The organism is Tenericutes bacterium MZ-XQ, from assembly GCA_002838205.1.
Classification (GTDB): domain Bacteria; phylum Bacillota_I; class Bacilli_A; order Acholeplasmatales; family Acholeplasmataceae; genus Mariniplasma.
The window spans coordinates 1183592-1197227 of the sequence record CP017950.1 but is presented as its reverse complement, the minus strand read 5'-3'; the positions used below and the strand labels follow the sequence as shown (position 1 = coordinate 1197227).

Below are 13636 nucleotides of genomic sequence, written 5' to 3'. Positions count from 1 at the left end.
TACCCCCTATAAGTATTCTTTTTTGAAGATCTTATCACTTCTTATGGTATCAATGGGTTCCACAACACTTTCTACATAAGCTCTCTGATTTCTAAATTTAGGAGGCAGTGCAAGTGTTTCACCTAAAGTTTCATAGTCCTCTTCATCATCTATAAATCCTGGACCTTCAGTTGCAAATTCAAATAAGATTCCTGGGTGTAGTCTTGTGTATAATGATTTAAAGTAGAAGCGGTCAACATAGCCTGAGTGTCTTGCACCAAGCATATCTAGATGATCTACCCATTCATAAAGTTCATCTAAATCTTCAATTCTAAATGCGACATGATGAACGCTGCCGTATCCTTGAGTTCCATATGACATATCTGGTGTATGTTTGACAATAACGCTAGCGCCGTTGCCGCCATCACCCATTTCATAGAGCGTTAAGTTTTCTTGAGAAGAAACATTTCTCATGAACATCATATCCACAAGGACTTGATGCATATAATTGTTATCAGAAGTGTTTAAAAATATGGGTCCTAATCCTGTGAGTGCAAACTCATTTGGGATGGGGCCTTTTTGCCATGGGGTTCCTGATGGAATACCTTTGTCATTTTGGTCTGAGAATAGTGCATATTGCTGACCATCAAAATCTTCAAAATAGATGACTTTTCTATCAAATAGCACTTCTATCCCATTGTTCTTAATTTCATACATCTCGAATCTTTTTATCCAGTATTCAAGTGCTAAATCTGTTGGGACTCTAAAGGATGTTCTTGAGATAGAATTAGTTCCTTCTCTGCCTTTAGAAACACCTTTAAAATCAAAGAAGGTCATATCTGTTCCTGGAGATCCCTTGTCATCAGCAAAAAATAGATGATATGTTTGAATGTCATCTTGATTTACCGTTTTTTTAACAAGTCTTAGTCCTAATGTATATGTGAAAAAATCATATATTTTTTTTGCGTCACTAGTAATCGCAGTGACGTGATGTATACCTTTTAAATTGTTCATAAATTCACCTCATAATGATTTGTAAGTTCAATTTATCATAAACAAAAAAAGAATTCAAAGCAAATGCTTCGAATTCGAAATATATGAAGTAAATTTGTGTTTTATAACCCCATGAGCTCATCTTTCTGTATTTTACTTAGTTTTTCAACTGCGTATCTAAATGCAACTCTTGGCATAAGATTATGGTTTTTCTGTAAATAGTTATATACTTTTAGTGGTTCTTTTTGAGAAAGAACTTTTAATAACCAACCATAACCTTTAAGTACAAGATAATGCTCATCATGCATAAGCATATCAGATACAAGAAGTGGATCAAATGCTTGATACCTATTTTTTCTGATTGGATAAATTAATATGACTGCTGTTGCTCTTCTTACAGCAAACTTTTCATGATTTTTCCATGCCAGTGTTTTTAGAAAAAGTTCGGGGTATATCATAAGTAAATGTCCAAAAGCATGTGTACAAAAATCATCGCAATCTCCCCAATCGTTAACATAATCAAAAAGCCATCTTTCGAAAATTTCAAAAGTTTCTTTATGATATTTCTGCTTAACTTTAAAAACCATATCAAATGCAATAGTTTTATAATGCCATATTTTTGTTTTTAATAATTGATCACATATATCTATAATCCTAGATAAATCACGATCTTCAATCTTTTGATATGTTTTTCTTGAGATATCTCGGATGTCTTTTGTAATTGGGTGGTTTATGTTTTTAAGTTCTTGATCTATATAGTTTCTAACTTCATTAAAAGTCTTCATTTTTCTTCATTCAAATACATCTTAAGTATCTGCTCACCATCATTAATTCCAGTATCTATAAAGCCATAATCAATATAGAATTGATAAGGTTGCTCACCTATCATTTCACAAGATGTATAAATCGTTTTAATACCGTCTTTGATAGCTTTTTCTTTAATGAGATCTAAGACTTGTGATCCATATCCTTTTTGTTGGTAGTCTTTTGCGATCATGAGTCTCCACAAATAGTAAGCAGGATGATCTTCTTTTGGAATGTCATCATCCCATAAAGCGACCATAACAAAACCTATAGGTTTGTTTCCTAAATATACTGCTCTTGGCCATGCTCTTTTTTTGTTTACATAAGCTTGAGCCAATGAAACCATGTTAGGTGCAACACATCTTTGTTGATATTCAGTTAATGTTTTTGATAAGTTAGTAACTTCTACAAAGTTTTTTTTCGTAACTTTCTTTAAAGTTAATTTTGCCATAGTAAGTCTCCTTATAAACGATTATTTATAAATAGTATACTATAAATAAAACATTATATTCAAAATTAGATCAAAAATACACTGAAATTATAACGATTTATGCTTTATTATATTATCAAATGATGAACTTCTTGATATACTTATAGTATCTTATAAAAATATGGAGGTCCTATGAAAGCTCTTAAGATATTTTCTAAAATACTGATTGTAATCATATTATTAGCAAGTTTATTCGTCGCAACTCTCACAATATTTGAATATAGACCTGAAGATATAGAAGATGTCGATATTATAAATAATCAAGAAGAAAAGATTAACTTAGATCAAATATATCAAATCATGACATTTAATATCGGTTACGCTGGTTTAGGTAAAGATGAAGACTTTGTTATGGATGGGGGAGAAAAAGGTAGAGCTGATTCCAAAGAAGTAGTTGAAACTTATTTTGACGGTATCAAAAACCTATTAACTGATTATCCGTCTGATTTTTATTTATTACAAGAAGTTGATCAAAAAGCAAGAAGAAGTTATAACATCAATCAAGTTCAAGGCATTAGGGATACTTTAGGAGATACATATTCAAGTCAATATGCATTTAATTTCAAATCGATGTTTGTTCCATTTCCTTTATCACTGACTGATTACATTGGACCTGTTGAAAGTGGCATCCAAACATTAACAAAATTTGAGGGTATAGAAACAAATCGCCATCAATTTCCTGGTTCATTTAGTTGGCCACTTAGAGTTGCAAACCTTAAAAGAGCAATGATGGTTTCATCATTTGAAATTCAGGGAAGTGATAAGGAGCTGATTATTGTCAATCTTCATATGTCTGCATATGATAGTGATGGATCACTTAGAGATCAGGAAATGGCATATTTAAAGACCTTTTTGGAAGAACAAAAAGTACTTGGAAATTATGTTGTTGTTGGTGGGGATTTCAATCAAACTTTTCCAGAAGCAGATAATCTATATCCTGTGAACTCTAACTTTTATGAAGCTTATACCATTGAAGAGGATTTTCTACCCGATGGATATCGATTTGAAGTTGATTTAAGTGCTCCAACGTGTAGACTCTTAAATCAACCGTATGTTAAGGGCTCAGAGGGGACTCAATATTATTTAATTGATGGTTTCATCCTATCTGAGAATATTGAACTATCGCCTGTATCTCTTGATAGTGCATATCAAGTGATGACGATTAATCATGAGTTTTTATATAGCGATCATAATCCTGTCATCATGAAATTTAAGTTAGTTGTTTAAAACAATATAAAATAAAAACCAAGAAATCTATAGTATAAAGATAGATATCTTGGTTTATTTTTTTAATAGATTAAAAAGTGTTTTTAGTTCTTTTTGTGTGAGTTCTCTATATTTACCAACGGGAATATCAAGTTTAATGTTCATAATCCGCGTTCTTTTTAGTTTGATGACAGTGTATCCAAAAACTTCACACATACGTCTGATTTGTCTATTCATGCCCTCTGTTAATATGATTTTAAACTGTTTTGTTCCGGTTTTTTCAACAATACAAGGCTTTGTTACCTTACTTAAAATTGGAACGCCATTTGCCATTTTAGATAGAAAATCACTTGTTATTTCTTTATCGACATCTACGAAGTATTCTTTTTCGTGTGCATTTTCAGAACGTAAGATTTCATTAACGATATCTCCATCGTTTGTCATTAAGATGAGTCCTTCTGAATCTTTATCAAGTCTACCTATATGAAAGATGCGCCTTGGATAATTCATAAAATCGACAATATTACCTTTAATTTTGCGATCAGTTGTGGAGGTGATTCCAACTGGTTTATTTAGTGCTATATATACGAAGTCATTATGTGGTTTTACATCAACATGATTTACTGTGACCATATCACCATCATTAACTTGATCGCCTAAGGATGCTATTTTTCCATTGATTTTTACTTTTGATTGTTCGATTAAGCGGTCTGCAGCTCGTCTAGAGCAGTAACCTGCTTCACTTAGATATTTATTAATTCTCGTGCCCATCTTAAGTATATATATGATAAATACTTACTTTATGTACTCTATCATATGCTCCTTTCAAAAAAAATATTCATTTTTATTATACCTTTTTTAATAGGATTTAGAAATGAATAGTTTAAACTGATTTATATTTAAACTTTGATTAAAAAATCGCCTCTATTGATTTGAATCATCTTGCTTCTAAGAAGTTGTGTCAGCTTAAACTAATTATAATCAGCTTTTATAAGAGTTTTTTTCTACCAACAACAAGAACATTCGTATAGACTATTGGAATCATTCCACCCTGTTTGTCAATCAAACTTTTAATTTTGGAATAAAAGATTGCCTTATTTTTCTTGGGGATAACTGCATGATCAGAATAAGTGTCTAAGAGTCTAATATAGTCCTCAGAAGTAAATGTTTTTTTAAGTGTGTATGTATAAGAGTTAATATCTCTAAAATTGTATGTTTCTAGAATACTTTTTTTATATTTTATGTCAGCTTCTATTTTTTTATCAACTTGAGAAATAGTTAGTTTCGATGTGGCCGCAAAATAATCTTTGAAACCAATATAAACTTCTTGCAAGAGATTGAATAATTCTTCATTATCTTTCCAAGCACAAGGTGTTGTTGATATCCATGCGAACACGCCATGATGTTTTAAGGCTTTATATATTTTGGGTAATCCTATTTCAGGATTAATCCAATGAAAAGCAGATGCAGAATAAAACATATCAATATTAAAATCATTCATATCGTAAGACTCAAAATCTGAGTTTACAATCTTTAGATTAGACCAACCTCTATATTTTTCAGCTGTAAAATTCGCTAAATTGCTTCCTATTTCAATAGCGGTAATATTACACCCTCTGTTTAGAAATGGTGCTGTAGCTTGTCCTGTTCCTATACCAATCTCAATTAAATCACAATTTTTCTCTAAATTAGCATACTTGAATATATCATGATATAAATCTTTAGAGTAAGTTGGTCTTAGTTCATCATACAAATCGGGATTGAGATTAAACGTTTCTTTTGGTTTCATACTGTCGACCTCCATTTAAATTATAACATGAATAAACTATGTATAATCGATATTTTTTTATATTTATACCTAATTTATATAGACTTTGATATAGATATTTTTAATATCGTTTAGAGTTTATACTGGATATCAAATGACCCGAGTTTTATAGTAAAAAAAGAGTAAAAGAGATAATAACCGCTATTTAAGTGATTATTATCTCTTTTTTAATTTAGTTTAATTGTTGTATAGTATTTTTTTGAGTTTTGATTTCAACGTTTCATATCTCATGTTTTTGTAGTTGATATCATATTGGTTAGATATTTTCTTGAAAACTACTGTGGTATTAGGCAACGTTTGAATACCTTTAGCTAGTTTTACTGTAACGGCGCTATTCAACGCTTCTTTTAATTGATTAACAGAGTATTGGTTGTTTGTTTCTATTTGAAGTAAACGATAAAGTGTCAATGCAATAAAACAAGTTAAGAAGTGACCTTTAATATGTTCGTCAGTCCATACATAAACAGGTCTTCCTTCTAAGTCTGTCTTTGTGACTCTAAAGGAATCTTCTATTATAGATAAGTTTCTATACTTATCTATAATCTCAGATGGGCTTAATTCTAAATCATTGGTAACGATGGCATAATATCCATCTAAAGCGATATCTCTTTGATACTTGTCTTCATTAAATTCATAATGGTTTTTAGCTTTAACGACTTCTCCTGTAGTTTTATCATAAACGGTTTTCTTAAAGTATTTTTTTACACCGAATGAGTTTGAGGCATTGAGTAAAGAAGGGTCATTCATAAATTTATCGATTTTTTCATCTAAGATTCCTTGTTTAGCGTGTTGGTATCTTTCTTCCTTTAAAGACCAAAAACATAAGAGGTGTTCATCGATAGAAGATATTACTTGACCTTTTTTGTTTTTGATATCTCTAACACGCTTTATCGTTTTATATTTGAATGTTCCAGATGCGTTCTCTATGTAACCTTTTGGGTCTAAAACAATATCAGCTAACTTATTACCTCTCATTCTTATCTTTTGAGAAATAATATATTTATCTTCTTGTTTATCAATATAATCTAAATTACTACCACTATTATTACCCTTGTCTGCGACAATGGTAATCTTACCTAGATTATATTGTTTTTTTATCTTTTCCAAGATTGGTTTCATGGTGCTTAAATCATTGGTTGAACCTGGAAATAATTCATATGTGATTGGTATTCCATTTCGATCGATAAATAATCCCATTTGAACAATACCTGTTTTCTTATGTTCTTTTGATACACCTTTTTGTCTTAATCCTGTCATCTCTTCAGATTCAAAATAATAGTTGGTCACATCATAAAACACAAGTGTACAGTCTCTTCCATAATGATTACTTATGCCTTGATGCATGGCATAAGTTAAGTCATCTTTTATATCCGCTAGATAATCAAGTGATTTATAGATGTCTTCTAATTTGAAATCACTAAACTCAAAAAAGTAGTTACCTTTGTTTTCGTAAGTTTTCTTTTTACTTGATGGGTTAAGACATCTAGAAAAAACAAGTAACTTTAAGATATCATCTAAATTGTATTGGCATTTCTTGTTTTCTTGATAAGCTTTCATAAAATTTGAGATACCTATTTGCTTATATATTCTTTCTAAAAAGATATACCCATAGTTGACTAAATTATCGCTATTGCTTTGATTCTCTGAAAATAAGATATCAATAGATACCTTACCTTTTAATCGCTTCGTTTCATCTTTAGCCCACTGCTTAAGGTCGTATAGAGCATTTGGGTTATTCTTTTCTAAAGCTTCTAAATTTCCAAAACTCTTAATGGTTCTATGTTTTACTTTTCCATCATGATCTCGGTAACCTTCAACCAAATAAACCTTTTTATGTTTTTTGTCAGGTGAGGTGGTTACTTTAACAAACATATGATCAACCCCATTCTTATCTCTATTATACCACATTAGACAACTCTATACAACATATATTTAATTTATTTTTGTTTTATAGTTAATCTATTAAAAAAACACTTAAATATCTATTTTTAGATATCTAAGTGTTTCACACAATGTAGTAAACTTGTTGTATAGTCATTAATCACTGCTTATCAACTACAAAACTCGGGTTATAACATGAATAAACTATGTATAATCGATATTTTTTTATATTTATACCTAATTTATATAGACTTTGATATAGATATTTTTAATATCGTTTAGAGTTTATACTGGATATCAAATGACGATTACAACTCATCGTAAGAAGAAAAAAGAAGTCATAAACAAGATATTGCAAATTGAAAAGACCAATAATACGGTCAATTTAGTGAAAGATCCACAGAAAAAGGTGAATCTATTCTGAAACTTATAGACATTGTTATCATAGGAGGAAAAACAATGAAAGATTATTTGAAAACATTAACTAAGAAACAGTGGTTTTCATTAGTTGCAACGTTAATATTAGTGGTACTTGGATTTGCTTCAGCATTTATGCCAGAATTAGAAGTCATTGGTGAAAACCTTGAATATTACTTCTTGTTGATGGGTATTGTCTCATCACCTGGTATCTTCTCAAAAGGTAAAGAAGTTGGCGATCAAGCAAAACGAAAGTTAGAAGCCAAAAATAAGATTAGAGAAAATAACACAAAAATCAAGCAAGCCAAAAAAGAACTTGATTTAATTGAAAAAGACAATGCTTATCTATTACCTATACTAGCAAGACAAAAAGAATATGGTGGTAAACTTACCCCAGATCAGGAACTTGCAAGGAGCAACTACGAAACTCAAAAAGCATCTGTTAATGACCGCATTAAGTTACTTGAAGAAGAAAACTTAAAGTTGATGGAGGTATTGAAATGAGAATATATGGTCAAATCAAAAACATCCAGGACTTACAAAAACTTCAAGAAGAAGCTAATGTAAAAGGATTAATTGCTGTTCGTGTAGCATCACCAACAAGTGCTTATCGATATGATGATAAGCAAAAGACTGCAGTTTCGTTAAAACCTGAAGAAGTTAAAATCATATTAAACATCGATGATGAGCAATATGAAACACTAATGTCAAGTATTGGCCAAGCCGAACTTGAAGAGATCAAAGAGGAAGCAGATGTACAACTTGAAAAAATCGTTATTACTGCAGATCCTGAAGAGTTTGAGATTGAAGATTCCGTAGAGGAAGAACAAGAAGAAACTTCATTTCAGGAAGAAAGTGTTCAAACAGTTGATTTACCAGGAGAAGTTAGACCTTCAGAAGAAGAACCAGTTCAAGAACCTGAAGAAACTCCTGAAGTACTTCAAGAGGATCCTAGAGTTGCTGAACTGGAAGCAGAAATCAAGACTCTAAGAGTAAGAAATCAAAGGTTAGAACGCACCCTTCAAGAGATTCAACTCTTAATTGAGAACAACATTATCTAATAAACCAAAAAGCAAAATCATATAGAAACTTTGCTTTTTTTTGTTTTTAGATTATAATTGAAATAGTTAGCATAAAATGGGAAAACACCATTAATATGATTATAAATAAATTATATAAATATAGCACTTAATTAAACATTTTTGTTGAAAAACCGTAGACATATGGTAAAATGATAATGTCTCTCGTATATGAGGGCTATAGCAAAGGGAGGTTTTATTATGGCAACATGTAGTTTTGATACTGTAGTCAGAATAAACAATAAGTCTGCCAAATCATTTGAAAGTATACTTAATAATGTGCAGCATAAAACCGTTGATTTACATAGTAAAGCAAGTGTTAAAAGAATGAATGCAACTGATATAGAGACTTTTATTCAAAATAAAAAGAAGATCAGTGCAAAATCTGATATATGAGTTTGGTAAGTATAAAATTAAATGACTACTTAGAAAAAGCTGGAATCGATGAAACTGAAAAGTTGATATCCAGTTTTTTTTGTAGCCGTGATGAAGATGTTGATTATTTTATTCACGAAAAAGCTATTCCTTTTGAATATTCAGATCATTCGAGAACTACATTGTTATGTTGGCTAGATGAAGAAAAAAATGAATTAGAACTGATTGCTTATTTTGCTATAGCAGGACAAGTATTTTATTTGGACAGATTATCAGCAACGTTACAAAAAAAGATTAGAGGTAATGGAGTAAAGAAATCAAGTAATTCAATTCCAGCATTTCTGATTGGACAAATAGGAAAAAATGATAGAGCAACATATCCAATTGGGAGTGAAGTTTTATTTAATGAAATATTTAAATCAGTTCAAGAAATTAATAAGTACCTTCCATCTAGACTAATCTATTTGCATTGTAAGGATATTCCAAAACTCAGAAATATCTATGAATCTAAAGGTTTTCAGCTGCTTGTTGATGTGGAGGGTAATCCTATACTTTATGAAGGAGCTAAAGAGGAGTATCTTATATATATTATGTCTATGAAAGAATTGAATAGGATATTAAGTGAGAATGAGAAACAATAACATAGAATCTCTTGAATTTGAATAAAAACAATATAAAGGTAAAAATATGGCGATTAAGAAGGATATTAAAGTTATTATTGTTCCACCGATATCTGATGATTACAAGTTTGATTTAACCGAGCAACAAAAAATTAGATTAGTAGAACTTTGTTTAGAAATCGTTGCAGAAGATCCTGAAGGATTTAAAAAATTTTGTGAAGAGTATGATAGAAAAAAAGAAATAGAAACTAAAAAAAATAATGGTAAATAAAAAAACAATCAGCCCTGGGGAGGGAACTAACTGATTGTTTTTTTGTTTTACAAACCGCTAATCAAGCCAATAAGTTACAATTATATAACCAGCAATGACTTTTACATAGGGGTTAGCGTAAGCTCTCTTATGGTGGAGATGAGGGGAATTGAACCCCTGTGCAAGACACTTCATCACATAATTTCTACATGCTTAGCTTATTTATGTTTTCTAGTCATTAACTAAACAAACAAAAGTTAACAACCATATCCTAAATTAAGTTCGTTTATCGGACTAGGAAATCTGACAAATATAACTTACTAAATTGGACCGCGTATGAACCGTAAGTAAATTCATAGTTGGCTCGCACCTGTTCTTAGGCAGCGTAAGAAAAATTTTGGTTTCCGGTTATTAAAAACCTCGGCTTTTTTACATGAGCAACCATGACATGCTTATATGTGAATTCATGCCGTGACGAATCCAGAACATCCCCAGCGCATATATATTACATCAAATCATAAAAAAAGTAAAGAAAAAATAAAAAAAAGTACGAATGGGACATATACGCCCTATTGCAAATCAAATATTCACGTTATATTTGAGATAGACAATACATTTGTCATCACAAACCGGTGTGATAGTATGGGTCTCGTACTACCTAGAATAGTGGAGGGGGAAACCCATGCTATGGCCAAACAGGGCATTAACAGTCACGATTGTTAGCCCTTTTTTTATGACTATATGTAAGTTATAGTGTATAATATGTAAGTAATCGAAAATAAATTTGAACCATTTACTAAATATGATAAAATAATCCGTAAACGCGAGGTGAAAAGATGATTAAAGGCATTATATTTGATATGGATGGAACCATCTTAAATACTATTGATGATGTTGTTGTAAGTGTGAACTATGCAATGCGTAATTTTAATCTACCAGAAAAGACTATACAGGAAGTTAAAGACGGCATAGGTAGAGGTGCCATCAACTTAATAGAAGATGTAGTTCCAAAAGAAACGACTCAAGAAGATATATTGAAAATATACGAAGTTTATCAAACATATTACGATAAACATAACAATGATTTAACAGCACCATATGATGGTATTTTAGAATTGTTAAGTACATTGAAAGAACAAGGTTATAAACTGGCTGTTGTATCTAATAAATATAGATATTTAGTTGAAGCACTAAATCACGATATATTTAAAGACTATTTTGATATATCTATGGGTGAAATGGAGGGCATTCCTATAAAACCAGCTCCAGATATGATCTATATTGCGCTAAAGGAAATGAATTTATCTAAAGATGAAGTGATTTTCATTGGTGATTCAGATGTAGACATGATGACTGCAAATCATGCACAAATCAAAAGTATTGGTGTGACATGGGGATATCGTTCAAAAGAGGTTTTAAAAAAACATCAAGCAAGCTACATTGTTGATCAGCCAATTGACATATTAAACATAATAAACGAGGTGAATGCACATGGCAATGATTAAACTTGATCAAGTATCAAAATATTATCGCTCAGAAGAAACAGTCTCTGTTGGGATGAAAAATATAAGTCTAGATTTTGAACTTGGTGAATTCGTCGCTGTCACAGGTGAATCTGGAAGTGGTAAATCTACACTTTTAAATGTAATCAGTGGACTCGATGGATATGAAGACGGTGAATTATATTTATTTGGAGAAGAAACATCACATTATACCATCGCTGACTGGGAAAGATATCGTGGAACTTATATAGGGTTTGTGTTCCAAAACTATAATATTATAGATTCATATACAGTATTTCAAAACGTGATGCTAGCACTTGAGATTCAAGGTTATGATCCTAAAGAACGTAAAAAAAGAGCATTAGAACTTATCGATAAAGTAGGACTTACATCTCATAAAAACCACAAAGCTTCTAAGCTTTCAGGTGGACAAAAACAAAGAGCAGTTATCGCAAGAGCACTAGCCAAAGACTGCCCTGTTATTGTTGCTGATGAGCCAACTGGTAATCTTGATTCTAGTTCAGCAGAACAAGTTATGAGATTACTTTATACGATTGCTAAAGATAAACTTGTCATTGTCGTTACGCATGACTATGATCAAGTAAAAGATTATGCAACAAGAAAAATAAAGATGCATGATGGTGAAGTTGTCGAAGATAGAAAAATTAAAGATTACGATTTAGCACATTTAAATGAAGTTCCAAAACCAAAGCGTATGGGGTTTTTAACTCTTTTTAGATTTGCACTTAGAAACTTATTATCTACACCTAAAAAATTAATATTCTTAATGATCATGCAAATCATTGTCATTGCAGTTTTTACAATTGTCTACACGAATCAAATTAGTGGTATTAGAGAAGTAGGTTTAGAACAGTCATCAACATTCCCCTCTGTTCCAGAAACTAGAGTCTTAATTGAAAAAAGAGATGGCACTGAGTTTACAGCAGCAGAACTAGAGTCGTTTAGATCTATGAGAGTTGTTAACGAAGTTTATGAAGAAGCAATGAACTTCTATAATGAGACAAATCTATTTCTTTCTAAAGCAAGTGGAGACTATTATGGAAGAGGACGAGTAGAGGCTACAGATTCAGCCATCGTATTAAACGCAAATGATGTTGAAGGGAATCTACCAGTAGAAGTCAATGAAATCGTTATAAGCGCTTATTGGGATTTCAATGTTGGTGATACCGTTACTTTAAATGCGGGAAATGCTTATGAGTGGTATGGAGATGATTCAAGTGATACATCTATTGGTACATTTGTCGTTTCTGGTATTGATAAATTAGAAAGAGAAATTGTATATTTTTCAGAAGCATTTTTAGCGCAGCCAACTTCAGACGAATCTACCATTAATTATGGTCTTTTAGCTCAAATTGAGCAAAGACTCAATTATGATTTATCATTTGAAATAAACGATAATCGTATGTGGACTTATAAAGATGAATACTCAGGATTTGATGAAGATATTTATATCGATGGTGAGGGCGATCGTACAGTTTTAACAGGACAAACGATAATTTTTACAGCATTTGATATCAATTATAATGAATATTTTTATGAATTATCTAACTTAACGATTTCTGTTCCAGAAGAGATTGATGGTGCAAGAATTCATCCAGATACACATCAAATCATTAAGGATTATTTCTTAGATTTATGGGAAAGTCAATATACAGTAAGTCCAAAAAATTATATTTCATTAAGTGTTGATGGATACTATGCGGGTAATCGCGTTATAGATACCATTGATTCGGATATATATAAAGTTTATTATCCAGCTAATGTTTCGGGAGCAGGTAGAGAGCTTCAAGTTTTCTTTTTAAGCTTTCTAGCAGTGATATTGTTAACATTATTTGGATTATTCCTATATTCTATTGTTCATGCAGTAACAAAAAATGTGATGAACGCAAGAAAGAAAGATTTTGCAATATTTAGATCGATTGGAGCAAATAAAACCACACTAGCACAACTTGTCGTCTTAGAACAAGTGATTATGTCAACAGTAGGGTTTATTATAACAATGATCATCATTAACTTGATTAGTTCAAATATCACGTTGATTGCAGCGGATATTCAGTATATGCAAGTTAGAGATTACATGATACTATTAGGTGCATTTATGCTCTTTGGTGCATGGTTAGGTTTAAGATTTAATAAGAAAGTCTTTAAACAATCAGTCATTGAAACATTAAGTCAAAGTAGGGGTGAATAA

The 13636-nt window shown here is 31.1% G+C and carries 14 protein-coding genes and 1 other RNA gene; 8 read left to right on the top strand and 7 right to left on the bottom strand.

The window, feature by feature from the left end:
- Positions 1-6 precede the first annotated feature (6 nt).
- The 3 genes from BK011_05875 to BK011_05865 form a co-directional block, all read right to left on the bottom strand.
- Positions 7-993 carry a ring-cleaving dioxygenase gene (locus BK011_05875; GenBank protein AUD65233.1) on the bottom strand — a complete coding sequence of 329 codons (987 nt, stop codon included), beginning with the start codon at positions 991-993 and terminating at the stop codon, positions 7-9.
- 101 nt (positions 994-1094) lie between these two features.
- Positions 1095-1757 (bottom strand): DNA alkylation repair protein, encoded by a 663-nt coding sequence (locus BK011_05870; GenBank protein AUD65232.1) that lies wholly within the window; start codon positions 1755-1757, stop codon positions 1095-1097.
- On the bottom strand, positions 1754-2227 hold the full coding sequence (locus BK011_05865) for a hypothetical protein (protein ID AUD65231.1): 474 nt from the start codon (positions 2225-2227) through the stop codon (positions 1754-1756). Before BK011_05865 ends, BK011_05870 begins: the two co-directional genes overlap by 4 nt.
- Before the next feature lie 171 nt (positions 2228-2398).
- Here BK011_05865 and BK011_05860 point away from each other — a divergent pair, with 171 nt between their 5' ends.
- Positions 2399-3493: a hypothetical protein gene (locus tag BK011_05860; protein ID AUD65230.1), complete on the top strand. Its 1095-nt coding sequence runs from the start codon at positions 2399-2401 to the stop codon at positions 3491-3493.
- Between the two features lie 54 nt (positions 3494-3547).
- Here the strand turns inward: BK011_05860 and BK011_05855 are convergent, their stop codons facing one another.
- From BK011_05855 to BK011_05845, 3 genes are all read right to left on the bottom strand, one after another.
- Positions 3548-4243: a 23S rRNA pseudouridine synthase F gene (locus BK011_05855; protein AUD65229.1), complete on the bottom strand. Its 696-nt coding sequence runs from the start codon at positions 4241-4243 to the stop codon at positions 3548-3550.
- A gap of 217 nt (positions 4244-4460) precedes the next feature.
- Complete coding sequence (locus BK011_05850; protein AUD65228.1) at positions 4461-5261, bottom strand: hypothetical protein; 801 nt, start codon at positions 5259-5261, stop codon at positions 4461-4463.
- A 216-nt stretch (positions 5262-5477) separates the two neighbouring features.
- Positions 5478-7208: a hypothetical protein gene (locus BK011_05845; protein AUD65227.1), complete on the bottom strand. Its 1731-nt coding sequence runs from the start codon at positions 7206-7208 to the stop codon at positions 5478-5480.
- 432 nt (positions 7209-7640) lie between these two features.
- Between BK011_05845 and BK011_05840 the strand changes: the two genes are divergently transcribed.
- From BK011_05840 to BK011_05820, 5 genes are all read left to right on the top strand, one after another.
- Entirely contained in the window at positions 7641-8102 is a 462-nt protein-coding gene (locus tag BK011_05840) for a hypothetical protein (protein ID AUD65226.1), read from the top strand.
- Positions 8099-8659 carry a hypothetical protein gene (locus tag BK011_05835; GenBank protein AUD65225.1) on the top strand — a complete coding sequence of 187 codons (561 nt, stop codon included), beginning with the start codon at positions 8099-8101 and terminating at the stop codon, positions 8657-8659. The genes BK011_05840 and BK011_05835 overlap by 4 nt, the downstream gene beginning before the upstream one ends.
- Positions 8660-8878: 219 nt before the next feature.
- Positions 8879-9073, top strand: coding sequence for a hypothetical protein (locus BK011_05830; GenBank protein ID AUD65224.1), 195 nt, complete (start codon positions 8879-8881; stop codon positions 9071-9073).
- Positions 9070-9693 (top strand): hypothetical protein, encoded by a 624-nt coding sequence (locus BK011_05825; protein AUD65223.1) that lies wholly within the window; start codon positions 9070-9072, stop codon positions 9691-9693. Before BK011_05830 ends, BK011_05825 begins: the two co-directional genes overlap by 4 nt.
- Before the next feature lie 46 nt (positions 9694-9739).
- Positions 9740-9943 carry a hypothetical protein gene (locus BK011_05820; protein AUD65222.1) on the top strand — a complete coding sequence of 68 codons (204 nt, stop codon included), beginning with the start codon at positions 9740-9742 and terminating at the stop codon, positions 9941-9943.
- A gap of 130 nt (positions 9944-10073) precedes the next feature.
- Here the strand turns inward: BK011_05820 and ssrA are convergent.
- Positions 10074-10415, bottom strand: a transfer-messenger RNA (tmRNA) gene (ssrA, locus tag BK011_05815).
- Positions 10416-10758: 343 nt separating this feature from the next.
- On the opposite strand from ssrA, the gene BK011_05810 reads away from it, so the two are divergent.
- A complete protein-coding gene (locus BK011_05810) occupies positions 10759-11427 on the top strand; it encodes a hypothetical protein (protein AUD65221.1) in 669 nt (222 codons plus the stop codon).
- Positions 11414-13636 (top strand): hypothetical protein, encoded by a 2223-nt coding sequence (locus tag BK011_05805; GenBank protein ID AUD65220.1) that lies wholly within the window; start codon positions 11414-11416, stop codon positions 13634-13636. Before BK011_05810 ends, BK011_05805 begins: the two co-directional genes overlap by 14 nt.

Coding starts and splice junctions, on each gene's coding strand:
- BK011_05855 (AUD65229.1), bottom strand. CDS start 4,243: ATGGGCACGAGAATTAATAAATATCTAAGTGAAGCAGGTTACTGCTCT.
- BK011_05875 (AUD65233.1), bottom strand. CDS start 993: ATGAACAATTTAAAAGGTATACATCACGTCACTGCGATTACTAGTGAC.
- BK011_05835 (AUD65225.1), top strand. CDS start 8,099: ATGAGAATATATGGTCAAATCAAAAACATCCAGGACTTACAAAAACTT.
- BK011_05850 (AUD65228.1), bottom strand. CDS start 5,261: ATGAAACCAAAAGAAACGTTTAATCTCAATCCCGATTTGTATGATGAA.
- BK011_05860 (AUD65230.1), top strand. CDS start 2,399: ATGAAAGCTCTTAAGATATTTTCTAAAATACTGATTGTAATCATATTA.
- BK011_05870 (AUD65232.1), bottom strand. CDS start 1,757: ATGAAGACTTTTAATGAAGTTAGAAACTATATAGATCAAGAACTTAAA.
- BK011_05865 (AUD65231.1), bottom strand. CDS start 2,227: ATGGCAAAATTAACTTTAAAGAAAGTTACGAAAAAAAACTTTGTAGAA.
- BK011_05830 (AUD65224.1), top strand. CDS start 8,879: ATGGCAACATGTAGTTTTGATACTGTAGTCAGAATAAACAATAAGTCT.
- BK011_05810 (AUD65221.1), top strand. CDS start 10,759: ATGATTAAAGGCATTATATTTGATATGGATGGAACCATCTTAAATACT.
- BK011_05845 (AUD65227.1), bottom strand. CDS start 7,208: ATGTGGTATAATAGAGATAAGAATGGGGTTGATCATATGTTTGTTAAA.
- BK011_05840 (AUD65226.1), top strand. CDS start 7,641: ATGAAAGATTATTTGAAAACATTAACTAAGAAACAGTGGTTTTCATTA.
- BK011_05820 (AUD65222.1), top strand. CDS start 9,740: ATGGCGATTAAGAAGGATATTAAAGTTATTATTGTTCCACCGATATCT.
- BK011_05805 (AUD65220.1), top strand. CDS start 11,414: ATGGCAATGATTAAACTTGATCAAGTATCAAAATATTATCGCTCAGAA.
- BK011_05825 (AUD65223.1), top strand. CDS start 9,070: ATGAGTTTGGTAAGTATAAAATTAAATGACTACTTAGAAAAAGCTGGA.